Below are 16358 nucleotides of genomic sequence, written 5' to 3' on the forward strand. Positions count from 1 at the left end.
CCGCCCTCGACCACCCGCGCGCGCCTCGTCGCCGCGCGACGGCAGCAGGAGTCATCGTGACCTCGCACCGCCCCCGCCGCCTGCCCGTCCGGCTTCCCCTGCGTGCCAGCGGCGTCGCCGCCGCGCTCGTCGCGGGACTGCTGCTGGCCGGCTGCTCGGCGACCAACCCGATCGAGACCAGCAAGCCGTACGACGCGTCCGACGGCGTCGGCGTCACGCTGGGCGACGTCCGGGGCATCAACCTCATGATCCTGTCCGAGGGCGCCGGCAAGCCCGGCGTGCTGCACGGCGCGTTCACGAACGACGGCACCCAGGACGTCACGCTGACGATCGCGTTCGGCGCCGCAGGCGCCGCGGCGGACGCCGAGCCGAGCGACGACCCCGCGACGATCGACCTGCCCGCGGGCGAGACGGTCCTGCTCTCCGACGCCGAGGACGACAGCAAGCTGCAGGTGGTCACCGAGCGTGTCGGCGTCACCTCGACGCCGGTCGCACCCGGCAGCCTCGCCCCGATCAGCGTGAGCTCGGACGTCGCGGGCGGCGAGACCCTGCGGGTGCCCGTCCTCGACGGGACGCTGCCCGACTACGCGTCGCTGGTCCCGACCGCCGCGCCCGAGGGCTGAGCGCGCACGCACGCAGCGCGAACGCCCCGTCGCAACGTGAGCGACGGGGCGTTCGTCGTCCCCCGGGCAGGACGGCGCCGGGACGGTGCGCCGGACACGCGCCCGGACGGCACGGGTCCCGCGGGCGCGGTCAGCCGAAGCGGCCCGAGATGTAGTCCTCGGTGGCCTGCTCGCGCGGTGCGGAGAAGATCACCGAGGTGTCGTCGACCTCGACGAGCTTGCCGGGCTGGCCCTGGCCGGCGAGGTTGAAGAACGCGGTCCGGTCGGAGACCCGCGCCGCCTGCTGCATGTTGTGCGTGACGATCACGATCGTGTACTCGGCCTTGAGCTCGGCGATGAGGTCCTCGATCGCCAGCGTCGAGATCGGGTCCAACGCGGAGCATGGCTCGTCCATGAGCAGGACCTGCGGCTTGACGGCGATCGCCCGCGCGATGCACAGCCGCTGCTGCTGACCGCCCGAGAGCCCCGAGCCGGGCCGGTCGAGCCGGTCCTTGACCTCGTTCCACAGGTTGGCACCGCGCAGCGAGGCCTCGACGAGGTCCTGTGCGTCGCCCTTGGAGATGCGCTTGTTGTTGAGGCGCACGCCCGCGAGCACGTTGTCGGCGATCGACATCGTCGGGAACGGGTTGGGCCGCTGGAAGACCATGCCGATCTGCCGGCGCACGGCCACGGGGTCGACGTCGGGCGCGTACAGGTCGACGCCGTCGATCTCGACGTGCCCGTCGACGCGCGCGCCGGGGATGACCTCGTGCATGCGGTTGAGCGTGCGCAGGAAGGTCGACTTCCCGCAGCCGGACGGGCCGATGAAGGCGGTCACCGAGCGGGGCTCGACGGACATCGCCACGTCGGCCACGGCGCGGAACTCGCCGTAGTAGATGTTCAGGTCCTTGACGTCGATGCGCTGTGCCATGGGGGGGTCCTCAGCTGATGGTCTTGGGGGCGAAGAGTCGGGTGACGAGGCGCGCGACGAGGTTGAGCAGCATGACCAGGAGGATCAAGGTCAGTGCGGCGGCCCAGGCGCGGTCGTAGGTGATGGTCGCGATGCACGACATGTCGTCCGCGGAGCACGGGATCAGCCCCTGCTGGAACTGCCGGTACACGTACACCGGCAGCGTCATCATGCGACCCTCGAAGAGGTTGAAGTTGATCGAGTCGGCCACGCCGACCGTGATGAGCAGCGGGGCGGTCTCGCCGATGATGCGGGCGATCGCGATCATCACGCCCGTGACGATCCCGGCCACCGCGGTGCGCAGCACGACCTTGATCACGACGAGCCAGCGCGGCACCCCGAGCGCGAGCGCGGCCTCCCGCAGCTCGTTGGGCACGAGCCGCAGCATCTCCTCGCTCGACCGCACGACCACCGGGATCATCAGCACCGACAGCGCGACCGACCCGACGACACCCATGCGGATGCCGGGGCCCAGGATCACGGCGAACAGCGCGTACGCGAACAGGCCCGCGACGATCGACGGGATACCGGTCATGACGTCGACGAAGAACGTGACCGCGCGCGCGAGGTGACCCCGGCCGTACTCGACCAGGTAGATCGCGGTGAGCAGGCCGATCGGGACGGAGATCAGCGTCGCGAAGAGCGTGATCTCGACCGTGCCGATGATCGCGTGGTAGATCCCGCCCGCGTCGATGCCGCCGTACACGCCGCGCATCGAGTGGGTCAGGAAGTACATGTCGAACCGCTCGATGCCGTGCGAGACCACGGTCCACGCGACCGACAGCAGCGGGAGCATCGCCAGTGCGAACGCGCCGGTGATGACCCAGCGCATGGCCCGGTCGGTGCGGCGGCGGCGCGGGTCGACCTGCCGGAGCAGGCTCGCGAGCTCCGAGGACGAGGCGGACGAGGAGGACGGCGTGGGAGCGTCCGTGGTGGTGGCCATCAGTTGGCTCCCGAGAAGTCCTTGCGCCGCGCGACGATCGCACGGGCCGACATGTTGACGACGAGGGTGATGACGAACAGCGCGAGGCCCGTCGCGATGAGGACCGACATGCCCTGGTCGCTGGCCTCGGGGAACTGCGCGGCGATGTTGGCGGCGATCGTCTGCTGCTGCCCGGCGACCAGGAGCAGCACGCTGTACAGGAAGCCCTGCGACAGGATCATCAGCACGGCCATCGTCTCGCCCAGCGCGCGGCCCAGGCCGAGCATCGCGGCGGACACCACGCCCGAGCGGCCGAACGGCAGCACGGTCATGCGGATCATCTCCCAGCGGGTCGCACCGAGCGCGAGCGCCGCCTCCTCGTACAGCCGGGGCGTCTGCAGGAACACCTCGCGGCTGACCGCGGTGATGATCGGCAGGATCATGACCGCGAGCACCACGCCCACGGTGAGGATCACGCGCCCGGTGGGCGAGACCGTGCCGGAGAAGAACGGGATCCAGCCGAGCGTCGAGTTCAGCCAGCTCCACACCGGCTGCACGATCGGCGCCAGGACCATCGCGCCCCACAGCCCGTAGACCACGGACGGCACCGCGGCGAGCAGGTCGACCACGTAGCCGAGACCCGAGGCCAGGCGGCGCGGCGCGTAGTGCGAGATGAACAGCGCGATCGCGATCGCGACGGGCACCGCGAGCGCGAGCGCGAGCACGGCCGCCAGGACCGTGCCGAACACGAGCGGGCCGACGTAGTCGAGCAGCGACGACGAGTTCCGCATGAAGCTCACGGAGTCCACGAGCTCGGCGGACGTCGAGGTCAGCGCGGGCATCGCCTTCACGACGAGGAAGACCGCGACGGCGGCGAGGACCACGAGGATCAGGGCCCCGGCGCTCGTCGCGGTCCAGCGGAACACGCGGCTCGCGCCGCGCTCGACCGTGCGGCCCCGACCTGCGGGGCGCAGGCGCGACGGCCGGCGTCGCGGTTCCGGGAGTCCGCCCGGCTCGGTCCCCGGCGGCGCGGGGCTGGTGGTGGCAGTCACGTCTGCTCCTTCGGGGAGGACTCGGGGGGGACGTCCCGCGGCGGGGCCGCGAGATCGTCGGTGGCCGGCCCGCGTCCCCCCCGGGACAGGCCGGCCACCGACGACAGGGGTCAGGCGCCGGTGATGGCCGCGACCGCGGCCTGCGCCTCTGCGGCGATGTCGCTCGGGAGCGGCGCGGAGCCCGCCGACTGCTGCGCGGCGGCCTGGCCCTCGTCGCTCACGATGTAGCCCAGGAAGCCCTGCACGAGCGCGGCCTCGTCAGCCGAGTCGTAGTCGAGGCACGCCACCGCGTAGGACACGAGGATCAGCGGGTAGGCACCCGCGGCGGTCGTCGTGCGGTCGACCTTCACGACGATGTCGTGCTCCCCGCGCTCCTCGTCGCGCGGGGACGCGGCCAGGGCCGCGGCGGCAGCCTCGGCGGTCGGCGCGACGAACGCGTCGCCCACCTTGACGCTGACCTGGCCGAGCTCGGCCGGGACGGCCGACTCGTCGGCGTAGCCGATGGTGCCCTGCGCGGCCTGCACCGACTGGATCAGGCCCGACGTGCCGGTGCCCGACTCGCCGCCCTGGAGCGGCCAGTCGTCGGCCGCCTCGTCGGTCCACACGCCGCCCGCGGCCTTGTTGAGGAAGTCCGTGAAGTTCTTCGTCGTGCCCGAGCCGTCGGCGCGGTGCACGGGCGTGATCGCGAGCTTCGGCAGCGTCGCGTCGGGGTTGTCGGCGGCGATCGCCGCGTCGTCCCACGAGGTGATCTCGCCGCGGAAGATCTTGGCGATCGTCTCCGCCGAGAGGTTGAGCTCGGTCACGCCCTCGAGGTTGAAGGCGACCGCGATGGGGCTCACGTAGACGGGGATGTCGACGGCCTCGCAGCGCGCCTTGGCGGACTCGATCTCCTCGGGCTTGAGCGCCGAGTCCGAGCCGGCCCACGCCACGCCGCCGTCGATGAACTGCTGGCGACCGCCGGACGAGCCGACCGGGTCGTAGTTGATCGTCACGTCGGGGTTGCTCGACTGGAAGCCGGCGCGCCACGCGTCCATCGCCTTCTCCTGGGAGGAGGCGCCCGCGCCGTTGAGCTCGCCGGACAGCTCGCTGGCGGGAGCGTCGCTGGCGGGCGCGTCGCTCGCGCCGGCTCCGCCCGTGGCGGCAGCGATGGGGTCGTCCGATCCGCAGGCCGCAAGCGTGAGGGCGAGGGCGCCGGCGAGGGCGACCGCGCCGACGCGGCCGTGGAGGGAGAGCTTCACTGTGGGTCCGTCCTTCGATCCGATGCGCACCGGGATGTGCGCGCAACGGCAGGTTGGCCCTTCGACGTGACGCGCCCTGGGTCAGCGGGTGAACCCCGGGTGAACGCTGGCCGACGAACGCCTCAGGCGCTCGGGATCGCGTCCTCGAGCTTGTAGCCCAGCCCACGCACCGTGACCAGGAGCGACGGGTTCGCGGGGTCGTCCTCGATCTTGGCGCGCACGCGCTTGACGTGGACGTCGAGCGTCTTGGTGTCCCCGACGTAGTCCGAGCCCCACACGCGGTCGATCAGCTGGCCGCGCGTCAGCACGCGACCCGCGTTGCGCAGCAGCAGCTCGAGCAGCTCGAACTCCTTGAGCGGGAACCCCACGAGCTCGCCGCGCACGCGCACCGTGTGCCGTTCGACGTCCATCACGACCGGCCCCGCCACGAGCAGGTCGTCGTCCTCGAGCTCGTCGGCGGGTTCGCCGGGGGCGGCCGACGACGAGCGCCGGCGCAGGACGGCGCGGATCCGCGCGACGAGCTCGCGCGACGAGTACGGCTTCGTGACGTAGTCGTCGGCGCCGAGCTCGAGGCCGACGACCTTGTCGATCTCGTCGTCCTTGGCGGTCAGCATGATCACCGGAACGTCGCTCGTCGTGCGCAGCTGCCGGCACACCTCGGTGCCCGAGAGCCCCGGCAGCATGAGGTCGAGCAGGACCAGGTCCGCGCCGCCCTCGTCGAACCGCGCGAGCGCGTCCGGGCCCGTCGCGGCCTCGACGACCTCGAACCCCTCGCGTCGCAGCACGTACGTCAGGGGGTCGCGGTAGGACTCCTCGTCCTCGACGACGAGGATGCGGGTCATGACGCACTCCGGTGCTGCACGTGCTCTCCCTGGTCGGGGTCGGTGTCGGGGTGGGCGCCCGGGTCGAGCGAAGTCTGGTCGGGCGAGGTCCGGTCGGGCGTGGTGTGGTCGAGCGTGGTCTGGTCGAGCCGGGTCACGCCGTTCTCGTCGGCCGGCCCCGCGGGACCCTCGTCGGGCGCTGCGGTGTCCGGACCCGGGACGCGCGGCAGGCGCATGGTGAACGTCGAGCCGCGTCCCGGCTGGGACCACACCGTGACCTCGCCGCCGTGGTCGCCCGCGACGTGCTTGACGATCGAGAGCCCCAGGCCCGTGCCGCCGGTGGCCCGCGAGCGCGCCGCGTCCACGCGGTAGAACCGCTCGAACACCCGCTCCTGCTCGGACGGGGAGATGCCGATGCCCTCGTCGACCACCGCGATCTCCACGACGTCGCCGTGCTCGCGCACCCCCACCCCCACGTGCGACGCCTCGCCCGAGTACGCGATCGCGTTGTCGACGAGGTTCCGAACGGCCGTGACCAGCAGGTCGTGGTTGCCGAAGAGCTGCACGCCGGTGTCGCCGCCGACGTCGAGGCGCACGTTCTTGGCGGCGGCGCCCGTGCGCGCGCGGTCGACGGCCTCGGCGACGACCGCGTCGACGTCGACGATCGCGAGCGGGCCCAGTGCACCCGCGACCTGCAGCCGCGAGAGCTCGATGATCTCGTGCACGAGCGCCGACAGGCGCTGCGCCTCGGCCTGCATGCGGCCCGCGAACCGCCGCACCGCCTCGGGGTCGTCGGCCGCGTCCTGCACGGTCTCCGCGAGCAGCGAGAGCGCGCCGACGGGCGTCTTGAGCTCGTGCGACACGTTCACGACGAAGTCCCGCCGCACGGCCTCGAGCCGGCGCGCCTGCGTCAGGTCCTCGGCCAGCACGACGAGGTGGCGCCCGCTGACCTGGGCGACGCGCACCTGCACCAGCAACGAGCCGCGGCCCACGGGTGCGCGGTCGAGCTCGAGCTCCTCGTCGCGGATCACGCCGTCGCGGCGCACCAAGGCGATCATGTCGCGGATCGCGGGCGGCGCGATCCGCCCACCGCGCACCAGCCCGAGGGCGTAGGCCGGGGCGCTCGCGCGCACCAGGTTGTCCTGCTCGTCCAGCACGACGGCCGCCGAGCGCAGCACGGCGAGCGTGCGCACCAGGCCGTCGTCGACCTCGGGCTCGGGCTGGGGCGGCGCGTGCTTCTGCGCGCGCTCGCTCCAGCGGAACGCGAGCGCCGAGGCGAGCCCGACGCCCACGCCGAGCAAGCCGGCCACGAGCGGCGCCAGGCCGTCAATACCGTCCACAGCGCCACCCTAGGGCGGCGCGCGGTCGGCATCAGACCAGGCGGGCGCTCGGCGACCGGACGCTCGTCCAGCGTTCATCTGTCGTTCACGCGCTCGCGCGCGTGGCTGGTCCGTTCAGCCGAACGCCTCGAGCAGCGTGCTGCGCTCCGCCTCGGTGAGGTTGGTGGCCACGAGCGTCAGGTTCAGGCCGTGGAACCGCTCCGCGACCCGGTCGAGGTTGCCCTCGTCGGTCACCGCGCACAGCAGCGACGTGCCGGGCGTCACCTGGTCACGGATCGTCCCGAGCTGGTCCTCGGTGATGCCCACGGCCTCGAGGCTCTTGCTCAGCGCGCCGAGCGCACCACCCGCGGCCGCGCCCAGCAGCGGCGCGAAGAACAGCGAGCCGAACAGCAGACCCCAGAACGCGCCCCAGCCCGTGCCGCGCCACTTGTCCTCGTGCCCGTGCACCACATCGGGCTTGGCCGCACCCTCGGGCCACCGCACGACCGCATGGTCGACGATCTTCACGAGCCCGTCCGACGACGCGCTCTGCAGCGCCGCGAGGGCCTTGCCGGCGCCGTCCGGGTCCTTGAAGCTCCAGGCGGTGAACGTCGTCATCGACCGCTCCTCTCTCGTCCCTGCCCCGCACCGTCTGAGGTCAACGCACCGCGCGCTCGACCTCGTCACCGTGCACCGTGAGCGCCCACAGCACGAGCGCGCCGAGCACGATGATCGCGAGCGACCACCAGGGCGTCACCGGCAGCCAGAAGAAGTTCCAGACGATCGCGGCCAGCATCGCCACGATCGCGACCACGCGCGCCCAGCCGGCCGCCGCGAACAGCGCGAACCCGGTGAACGTCAGCAGGATGCCCAGGAACAGGTGCACCCAGCCCCACGTCGAGATGTCGAGCACGTACGCGCCGTTCGCCGGGCTCCAGGCGAGCAGCTTGTCCTCGTCGAAGACGGCGATCAGACCCGTGATGAGGTTGAACAAGCCCACGCTGAGCAGCGCGAACGCGCCGAACCAGACCCAGCCGACCCACCCCGTGACCCTCTGCTCCATGGCAGTCCCCCGTTCGTCAGGGCCTCCCGGGAGGGCTCGTCGCACACCCGGGCGGACGCTCGAGGCCGAGCCTAGCCAGATGTCCGGTTCGTACATCTCATCCACAATGGGTGACGCGCGCAGGTCCGCCCGTGCGTGGTCGTCGCCCAGAAAGCCGCCGGGCGTTCACCCGGACGGTCCCGCTCGTTCACCTTCGCCTGCGACCGTGAGGGCGGCCACCCGGCCCACGGCCGTGGCCGCGCCTTGAGGGAAGGACTGACATGCGGGACATCTTCGACGCCGAGCTCACCCAGCTCGGTGAGGACCTCGTCGCCATGAGCCGACGCGTCGAGCGCGCCGTGACCGACGCAGGCGTGGCGCTGCTGACCGCCGACCTCGCGCTGGCCGAGTCGGTCATCGCCGACGACCTCGGCATCGACGCCATGGAGCGCGACCTCGACGAGCGTTCGATCCTGCTCCTCGCGCAGCAGCAGCCCGTCGCCACCGACCTGCGCATCGTCGTCTCCGCGCTGCGGATGAGCGCGACGCTCGAGCGCATGGGCGACCTCGCCCGGCACGTCGCCCAGGTGGCCCGCGGCCGCTACCCGAACCACGCCGTGCCCGACCCGCTCGCGGCCACGTTCGCGCAGATGCACGACGCCGCGGTGCGCGTCGCCCGCCGCACCACCACGCTGCTCGAGAACCGCGACATCGCGCTCGCCGAGAGCATCGAGGCCGACGACGACCTGCTCGACGGCCTGCACGAGGACACGTTCGCCGCCCTGCTCGGCGGCACCTGGACCGGCACCCCGCAGCAGACCGTCGACGTCACGCTACTCGGCCGCTACTACGAGCGCTTCGGCGACCACGCGGTCTCCGTCGCCCGCCGCGTCACCTACCTCGTCACCGGCGCCGTCGCCGAAGACCTGAGCACCCCCGCCTGAGGCCGCGCCCTGAGCGGCGCGGCCTCAGGCTGATCCGCCGCTGGCGCACCGATCGACCTCGGCACTCTCGCTCGACCTCGTGCATCCGGACTGCCGTGCTCGAGCGGGAGTGCCGATCTCGTCGGGGGCGGGCCGGCGGCGCGGGACCGGGTGTCGCCCGGTTGTCCACAGGAGGGTGCGCGGCGGCCCGGGTGCGCTCGCGGAGCGGCGATGCTGCGCGGCATGGGACGACGACCGGGGGCCAAGAGCCCCGCGCCGACGACGCGGCTGCCGCTGGTGCACCTCGCCTCGGACCGACCGCGCGGGGTCGTCGCCGCCCACCTGCGCGCAGGCCGGTGGCAGAAGGTCGGCTACGGCACCTACCTGCCCGTGGACGCCACACCCGACCCGGCGGCTTTCGACGCACGGACCCTCGCGCTGGCCCGGGTGGCCGGCGTGGCACGTCGACTGCGCGCTCCCGTGGTGTTCTCCCACGTCAGCGCGGCACTGCTGTGGGGGCTTCCGCTGCTGCGGACACCCGCCCACGTGCATGTGATGCACCCCAGCAGGGCCAGTGCGCGCAGCGACGGCGCCATCGTCCGGCATACCGCGCGTCTCGACGACGACGACGTGCGCTCGGTCGCCGGTGTCCGGGTCACGAGCCTCGAGCGGACGCTGCTGGACTGCGCCGCGATGCTGGCACCCGTCGCCGGCCTCGTCGTCGCGGACGCCGCGCTCGCCGCGGGCGCCGATCCCGAGGACGTCGCCCGCCGTGCGCACGACGCGCACCGCGCGCGCCACGCGGTCAGGATGCGGGCCGTGGTGGCCTACGCAGATCCGGGCGCCGAGTCGCCGTACGAGACCGTCAGCAGGTTCGTCGTGCTGCGTGACGGGCTACCGCTGCCACAGACGCAGGTCCCCGTGCGCACCCACCTCGGCACCGTGTGGTCCGACTGGGGCTGGGCGGAGTTCGCGGTGCTCGCCGAGTACGACGGAGAGGGCAAGTACCGCGGTGCCGAGAGCGCCACGTTCATGGCGGTTGAGCTGAACCCGCTCCCGGAACGGCCGCTCCGAACAGCGTGCCTCGCGCCAGCCGTGCCACAGCAGCCGTCCACACGCGCGCCACGCCAGGCAGGCAGGCAGTCTGGCGCGGGATCGGCAGCCAGGCGCGAGCGCGGCACTCCGGACGCACGAGCTCGCGCCGGGGGTGCCGACCTCGCGCAGGAGTGCCGAACTCGTCGTGGCGGAAGGGCGAGGAGGGCGTGAGGGCGGGGACAGCGGAAGGGGCCACTCCTCGTGGAGCGGCCCCTTCCGGTGTGCTGGGGTCAGCGGCCCTGGTTGGCCACTGCGGCGATCGCGGCCTCGGCCGCGGACGCGTCGAGGTACGTGCCGCCCTTGACGGTGGGCTTGAAGCTCTCGTCGAGCTCGTACACCAGCGGGATGCCCGTCGGGATGTTGAGGCCCGAGATGGTGTCGTCGTCGATGTCGTCGAGGAACTTCACGAGCGCGCGGATCGAGTTGCCGTGCGCGGCGACCAGCACGGTCTTGCCCTCCTGGAGGTCCGGGACGATGCCCGACTCCCAGTACGGCATCTCGCGCTCGAGGACGTCCTTGAGGCACTCGGTCAGCACGACGGGCTCACCGGCGTAGCGCGGGTCGGTGTCCTGCGAGAACTCCGAGCCGGGCTCGATCGCGGGCGGCGGGACGTCGTAGGAGCGGCGCCAGAGCATGAACTGCTCCTCGCCGAACTCCTCGAGCGTCTGCTTCTTGTCCTTGCCCTGCAGCGCACCGTAGTGGCGCTCGTTCAGGCGCCACGAGCGCTTGACGGGGATCCAGTGACGGTCGGCCGCGTCGAGGGCCAGGTTCGCCGTGGTGATCGCACGGCGCAGGAGCGACGTGTGCACGACGTCGGGCAGGATGCCGGCGTCCTTCAGCAGCGCACCGCCGCGCTTGGCCTCCTCGACGCCCTTCTCCGACAGGGGCACGTCGACCCAGCCGGTGAAGAGGTTCTTCGCGTTCCACTCGCTCTCGCCGTGACGGAGCAGCACCAGGGTGTAGGTCATGGGACCCATCCTGCCGCAGCGGCACCGGACCGTCGCAGGGACGTCCGTCCCCCGGGCACGCCACGCATCGCGGCTAGGAGCCAGTTGCGCTCGGCGTCGCGCGGGGTCAGGTGCCGCCGCGCTCGCGGGCGACCGCGTAGACCTTGAGCACCTGGTCCGCGGCGGACTCCCAGCCGAACCGCTCAGCAGAGCGCCGTGCGGCGCCGGCGAACGACGCGAGCCGCTCGCGGTCGCTCAGCACGTCCGCGAGCACGGTCGCCCAGCGCTTGGGGTCGTGCCCGCGGACCAGCACGCCGGAGACGCCGTCGTCGACGATGCTGCGCAGCCCGCCGACGGCCGCCGCCACCACGGGCACGCCCGCCGCCTGCGCCTCGGCCGCCACCAGCCCGAACGACTCCGAGCGTGAGGGCATCGCGACGAGGTCCGCCGCGTGGTACCAGGTCACGAGCGCGTCGCGCGAGGCGGGCGGGCGGATCTGCAGCGAGTCGCCGACGCCCGTGATCTCCGCCAGTGCCTGGAGCTCGCGCACCGCGGTGGACCGGCCGGACGGCCCGCCGAGCACGACGAGCAGGGGCACCGGACGGGCGGTGGCGCGCAGGACGCCGAGCGCGTGGACCAGGACGTCGGGCGCCTTGAGCGGCTGCACGCGGCCCGCGAACAGCACGATGTCGCGGTCGGCGGGCAGCCCCAGCGCGGCACGGGCCGCCGCACGCTCGTCGTCGTCGACGGGCGCGAACCGGTCGAGGTCCACCCCCGGCTCGACGACGTGCACCCGAGACGGGTCCGCGCCGTACAGCTCGACGAGCTCGGTGGCCTCGGCGGGCGTCGAGGCGACCAGCGCGTCGGACTCCTGGACCACCTGCTCCTCGCCGAGCAGGCGCGCGGCCGGCTCCGGGTCGTCACCCGGGGCGAGCGACGCGTTCTTGACCTTCGCGAGCGTGTGCGCGGTGTGGACGAGCGGCACCTCCCACCGGTCGGCGGCGATGCGCCCGACCTGGCCGGAGAGCCAGTAGTGGGAGTGCACCACGTCGTACCAGCCGGGCCGGCGTGCGGCCTCCCAGCGCAGCACGCCCGCGGCCATGCCGCACAGCAGGCCGGGCAGGTCGTTCTTGTCGAGCCGCTCGAACGGGCCCGCGGGCACGTGGTGCACGAGCACGGGCGGGGTCACGCCCGGCGGCACCTCGGCCGCGGTGAGGATCTCGCGCACGCGCTCGCGGTCGTCGACACCGGTCAGCGGGGTCCCGTCGGCCTCGGCGCCCGGCAGCACGACCGTCTCGGGGAGCTCGGACGACGTCGCCCGCGTGAAGATCTCGACGCGTGCGCCACGCGCGGCCAGGGCGCGCGACAGCTCGAGCACGTACACGTTCATGCCGCCCGCGTCGCCCGTGCCGGGCTGGTCGAGCGGCGAGGTGTGCACGGACAGCATCGCGACGCGCGGCGCCTGCTCCACGTCTCCTCCAGCTCGACTCGGTCCGGCCGCCATTCTCACCCAGTCCGCGAGCGCTGCAGGGGCGAGCGCGGCACATCCCACCGACCGGACGCCGGCCGGCAACATCACGATTCGGTCACAACCGGGATCATCTGCTCAAGTCGGGCGTCCCGCGTGCCGATGGGCGCGCCGCGCACGCCGCCGTGCCGGTCAGGGACGGGGCAGGACGCACGTCGGCGCGGGCAGCGCCAGGCGCGCCACGACCGGGTCGCGCGTCTCGTCGTCGCCCATGGCCGCACGGTCCAGCACGACGAGCTCGTCGGACCGCTCGAGCCCGGCGACCACCCAGCGCCCGACGACCGCGAAGTGCCGCGGCCACCGCCCGCCGAGCGCGAACGAGCGCCCGTCGGCGAGCAGCCCGTCGGCGCCGATGCGCCAGCGGGTGAGCACGTCCGCGACGCGCACCCCGACGAGCACGTCGTCCCCGTCGACCACGACGTGGGAGGGCAGCGCGCGGCCGTCCGACGACGTGACCGGCCCGACGACCGCGGCGACCGACTGCACGAGCGTGCCGGTCGCGCTCGCCGCGTCCCACGCCAGGACGTGCACCGCCACGTCGAGCTCACCCACGACGTACGCGAACCGCCCGTCGGGCGAGAAGCCCAGGTGCCGCGGCCCGGTGCCGGCCGGCAGCGTCGCGGCGACCCCGTCGGGACGCAGCCCGTCGTCGGTGCGGGAGTAACGGCGGATCTCGTCGGTGCCCAGGTCGACGACGAGCACGTGCGCACCGCCGGGCGCGACCGCCACGAAGTGCGCGTGCGGGCCGTCCTGCCGGTCGACGACGGGACCGCCGCCCGCATGGCCCAGGACCTGCCCGCCGGGGGCGAGCCCCGCGTCCGGCGTCAGGCCGATCACCGCGAGCGTGCCCGAGGAGTAGTTGGCGACCAGCAGGTCGGTGTCGTCGACGAGCAGGTGGCACGGGTCGTCGCCGCCCGACGGTCGCGACGCGCGCTCCACGAGCCCGTCGTCCAGGCCCTCGGAGCCGGGCGTGACCTCGAAGGCCGTGATCGTGCCGTCCGCGTGCTCGTTGCCCGCGTAGAGCACGCGCCCGTCGGCGCTCGTCGCGAGGAACGACGGCGACGGCGTCTCGACCACCTGCCGCGCGCCGCTCAGCGCGCCGGTCGCGTCGTCGAGGTCGACCGACCAGATGCCCTCGCCACGGCCGACGGGGGTGCCGGCGCCGGCCGACGGGTAGGTACCGATCCAGAGCTGGGTCACGGTGCCCGAGCCTACGGCGCGCGGAGGGCGTCCGCGCAGGTGGGACGACGAACGGCCGGGACCGCTCAGGCGCCGGCGGGAACCGGCGCGCCCCCGCGCTCCGTGGGCGCCGCGCCCTCCGTGGGCTCTGCGGGCTCCGCATGGTCCGCGGGGTCCGCGAGCCAGTCCACGGGGTCGGCCAGGACCCGCCCGAGCTGGGCGAGCGCGGCACCGGTCATGGCGGGCAGGGGCGCGGCGAGCGCGACGTCCACGCGCGGCTCGGCCCAGGGCGCGGCGAGCACGCGGTCGCGCATCGCGACGAGCACGGGCTCCGTCAGCCAGCGCGCCAGCCGGGCGTAGGTCCCGCCGAGCACCACGTCGGAGACGTCGATGACGTTCACGACGTTCGCGAGCGCGAGCCCCAGCGCCGCTCCGGCCGTCGCCAGCGCGCGCCCCGCGCGCGGTTCGCCGCGGTCGGCCGCCGCGACGAGCGCCTCGAGACCCTCGTCGGCGCTCAGCCCTGCGGCGCTCAGCATCGCGTCCTGGCCCGCGACCTGCTCGAGCGTGCGGCCCTCGGCGACGACGATGTGGCCGACCTCGCCCGCCCACCCGTGCCGCCCGGCGAACAGCTCGCCGTCGAGCACGAGCGCGGCACCGACGCCGATCTCGCCCGAGACGTAGACGAAGCTCGGCCGGTCGCCGCCGGGCACGACGCGCGCCGCGGCCTCGGCGCGGGCGGCGAGGTCCGCCTCGTTGGCGAGCAGGGGCGGGTTCGCGGCGAGCGTCGGCGAGGCCTGCGCGAGGATGCGCGCGACGTCGACGTCGCGCCAGCCCAGGTTCGGGGCGAGCCGCAGGATCCCGGTGGTCCGGTCGACGAGGCCCGGCAGGGCGAGTGCGGTCCCGACGAGCCGCGGCCCGCCCGCGAGTGCCGCGACCGACTGCTCGACGAGCGTGCCCAGCATCGGCAGGACCTCGTCGGGCGCGCTCCCCCGCAGGTCCGCGTGCGTGAGCCGCTCGTCGAGGACCGTGCCGGCCAGGTCGAGCGCGCGCACGCCGAGGTAGTCGACGTTGACCTCGGCGCCGATGGCCGCGAGCGTGCCCGTCGGGGCGGTGAGCGGGACCGCGGGGCGTCCGGCGCGCTGGGGCGCGGCGGGAGCGAGCTCGGCGAGCAGTCCGCCGGCGACGAGCTGGTCGACGAGCGCTGAGACGGTCGCCTTGGCCAGCCCGGTGGCGGCGGCGACGTCCGCGCGGGACCGTGGCGGTTGGTGCACCGCACGCACCTCGAGCACGGTGCGGAGCACCAGACCGAGGTTGTGCTCCCGCAGGCTCGCCTGCCGCGCCGCCGTGGCTCTCATAGGGCTTGACCCTAGCGGCTGGACGGCATAAGTTCATCCGTACAACTAATCCCCGTCTCAACGTTGAGAGGTCTGAAGATGGTGCGCAAGCCCACCCCCGCTGACAAGTTCTCCTTCGGTCTCTGGACCGTCGGCTGGAACGCCCAGGACCCGTTCGGCGCCGCCACCCGGCCGTGGCTCGACCCGGTCGAGTCGGTCCACAAGCTCGCCGAGCTCGGCGCGTCGCACGTGACGTTCCACGACGACGACGTGGTCCCGTTCGGCTCGTCGGACGCCGAGCGCGAGAAGATCCTCGACCGCTTCAAGGGCGCCCTGGCCGAGACCGGCATCACGGTCGAGATGGTCACGACCAACACGTTCACGCACCCGGTCTTCAAGGACGGCGCGTTCACCTCGAACGACCGTCGCGTGCGCCGCTACGCGCTGCGCAAGATCCTGCGCAACGTCGACCTGGCCGCCTCGCTCGACGCGGACACGTTCGTCATGTGGGGCGGCCGCGAGGGCGCCGAGTACGACTCGGCCAAGGACCTCTACGCCGCGCACCAGGCCTACGCCGACGGCATCGACACCGTCGCCGCGTACATCAAGGAGAAGGGCTACAAGCTCCGCATCGCGCTCGAGCCCAAGCCCAACGAGCCCCGCGGCGACATCCTCCTGCCGACGATCGGCCACGCGCTCGGCCTCATCGCCAAGCTCGAGCACGGCGACATCGTCGGCCTCAACCCGGAGACGGGCCACGAGCAGATGGCCGGCCTGAACTACACCACCGGCCTCGCGCAGGCGCTGTGGGCCGACAAGCTGTTCCACATCGACCTCAACGGCCAGCGCGGCATCAAGTACGACCAGGACCTGGTGTTCGGCCACGGCGACCTGTTCTCCGCGTTCGCCACGGTCGACCTGCTCGAGAACGGCTTCCCGAGCGGCGGCCCGAAGTACACCGGCCCGGTGCACTTCGACTACAAGCCCTCGCGCACCGAGGACTTCGACGGCGTGTGGGAGTCGGCTCGCGCCAACATGGCCACCTACCTCCTGCTCAAGGAGCGCGCGATCGCGTTCCGCGAGGACCCCGAGGTCAAGGAGGCCCTCGAGGCCGCCGGCGTGTTCGAGCTCGCCAAGCCCACGCTGAACGAGGGCGAGACGCTCGCGGACTTCCTCGCCGACCGCTCGGCGTTCGAGGACTTCGACGTCGACGGCGTGGCCAAGCACGGCTACGGCTTCGTGCGCCTCAACCAGCTCGCGCTCGAGCACGCGCTCGGCGCGCGCGGCTGACGCAGCACCGGACAGGGACGGAACAGGCATGGCGCTCGTCGCCGGGGTCGACTCCTCGACCCAGTCCTGCAAGGTCGTGGTCCGGGACGCCGCGAC

Annotated in this window: 16 protein-coding genes; 4 read left to right on the forward strand and 12 right to left on the reverse strand. The window is 73.3% G+C overall.

Features of this window, described 5'->3' with window-relative positions:
• A partial coding sequence (locus CWIS_RS02045; protein ID WP_231583634.1) for a hypothetical protein occupies positions 1–623 on the forward strand: 623 nt, incomplete at its 5' end.
• Positions 624–753: 130 nt separating this feature from the next.
• Here CWIS_RS02045 and pstB read toward each other — a convergent pair.
• From pstB to CWIS_RS02085, 8 genes are all read right to left on the reverse strand, one after another.
• Positions 754–1533 (reverse strand): phosphate ABC transporter ATP-binding protein PstB, encoded by a 780-nt coding sequence (gene pstB / locus CWIS_RS02050; protein WP_048341558.1) that lies wholly within the window; start codon positions 1531–1533, stop codon positions 754–756.
• Positions 1534–1543: 10 nt separating this feature from the next.
• Positions 1544–2515, reverse strand: coding sequence for a phosphate ABC transporter permease PstA (pstA, locus tag CWIS_RS02055; protein ID WP_048341559.1), 972 nt, complete (start codon positions 2513–2515; stop codon positions 1544–1546).
• A complete protein-coding gene (pstC, locus tag CWIS_RS02060; RefSeq protein ID WP_048341560.1) occupies positions 2515–3546 on the reverse strand; it encodes a phosphate ABC transporter permease subunit PstC in 1032 nt (343 codons plus the stop codon). The genes pstA and pstC overlap by 1 nt, the downstream gene beginning before the upstream one ends.
• Positions 3547–3656: 110 nt before the next feature.
• Positions 3657–4784: a phosphate ABC transporter substrate-binding protein PstS gene (gene pstS, locus CWIS_RS02065; protein WP_048341561.1), complete on the reverse strand. Its 1128-nt coding sequence runs from the start codon at positions 4782–4784 to the stop codon at positions 3657–3659.
• 122 nt (positions 4785–4906) lie between these two features.
• Positions 4907–5626, reverse strand: coding sequence for a response regulator transcription factor (locus CWIS_RS02070; RefSeq protein ID WP_048341562.1), 720 nt, complete (start codon positions 5624–5626; stop codon positions 4907–4909).
• Positions 5623–6945, reverse strand: coding sequence for a cell wall metabolism sensor histidine kinase WalK (locus tag CWIS_RS02075; protein WP_048341563.1), 1323 nt, complete (start codon positions 6943–6945; stop codon positions 5623–5625). Before CWIS_RS02075 ends, CWIS_RS02070 begins: the two co-directional genes overlap by 4 nt.
• 114 nt (positions 6946–7059) lie before the next feature.
• Positions 7060–7542, reverse strand: coding sequence for a DUF1269 domain-containing protein (locus tag CWIS_RS02080; RefSeq protein ID WP_048341564.1), 483 nt, complete (start codon positions 7540–7542; stop codon positions 7060–7062).
• Positions 7543–7582: 40 nt separating this feature from the next.
• Entirely contained in the window at positions 7583–7987 is a 405-nt protein-coding gene (locus CWIS_RS02085) for a hypothetical protein (RefSeq protein WP_048341565.1), read from the reverse strand.
• Between the two features lie 260 nt (positions 7988–8247).
• Between CWIS_RS02085 and phoU the strand changes: the two genes are divergently transcribed.
• Together phoU and CWIS_RS17385 are read left to right on the forward strand one after the other, a co-directional pair.
• Positions 8248–8910 carry a phosphate signaling complex protein PhoU gene (phoU, locus tag CWIS_RS02090; protein ID WP_048341566.1) on the forward strand — a complete coding sequence of 221 codons (663 nt, stop codon included), beginning with the start codon at positions 8248–8250 and terminating at the stop codon, positions 8908–8910.
• Positions 8911–9132: 222 nt separating this feature from the next.
• Positions 9133–10155 (forward strand): hypothetical protein, encoded by a 1023-nt coding sequence (locus tag CWIS_RS17385; RefSeq protein WP_156186514.1) that lies wholly within the window; start codon positions 9133–9135, stop codon positions 10153–10155.
• A 59-nt stretch (positions 10156–10214) separates the two neighbouring features.
• Here CWIS_RS17385 and CWIS_RS02100 read toward each other — a convergent pair whose 3' ends face one another.
• The 4 genes from CWIS_RS02100 to CWIS_RS02115 form a co-directional block, all read right to left on the reverse strand.
• A complete protein-coding gene (locus CWIS_RS02100) occupies positions 10215–10952 on the reverse strand; it encodes a phosphoglyceromutase (RefSeq protein WP_048341567.1) in 738 nt (245 codons plus the stop codon).
• A 106-nt stretch (positions 10953–11058) separates the two neighbouring features.
• Positions 11059–12435 (reverse strand): glycosyltransferase, encoded by a 1377-nt coding sequence (locus tag CWIS_RS02105; RefSeq protein WP_048341568.1) that lies wholly within the window; start codon positions 12433–12435, stop codon positions 11059–11061.
• A gap of 156 nt (positions 12436–12591) precedes the next feature.
• Complete coding sequence (locus tag CWIS_RS02110; protein ID WP_048341569.1) at positions 12592–13659, reverse strand: beta-propeller fold lactonase family protein; 1068 nt, start codon at positions 13657–13659, stop codon at positions 12592–12594.
• Positions 13660–13724: 65 nt separating this feature from the next.
• A complete protein-coding gene (locus CWIS_RS02115; protein ID WP_082156148.1) occupies positions 13725–14993 on the reverse strand; it encodes an ROK family transcriptional regulator in 1269 nt (422 codons plus the stop codon).
• 78 nt (positions 14994–15071) lie between these two features.
• On the opposite strand from CWIS_RS02115, the gene xylA reads away from it, so the two are divergent.
• Entirely contained in the window at positions 15072–16262 is a 1191-nt protein-coding gene (gene xylA, locus CWIS_RS02120) for a xylose isomerase (protein WP_048341570.1), read from the forward strand.
• Positions 16263–16358 lie beyond the last annotated feature (96 nt).

The sequence above is a fragment of the Cellulomonas sp. A375-1 genome (genome assembly GCF_001040865.1).
GTDB classification, from domain to species: domain Bacteria; phylum Actinomycetota; class Actinomycetes; order Actinomycetales; family Cellulomonadaceae; genus Cellulomonas; species Cellulomonas gelida.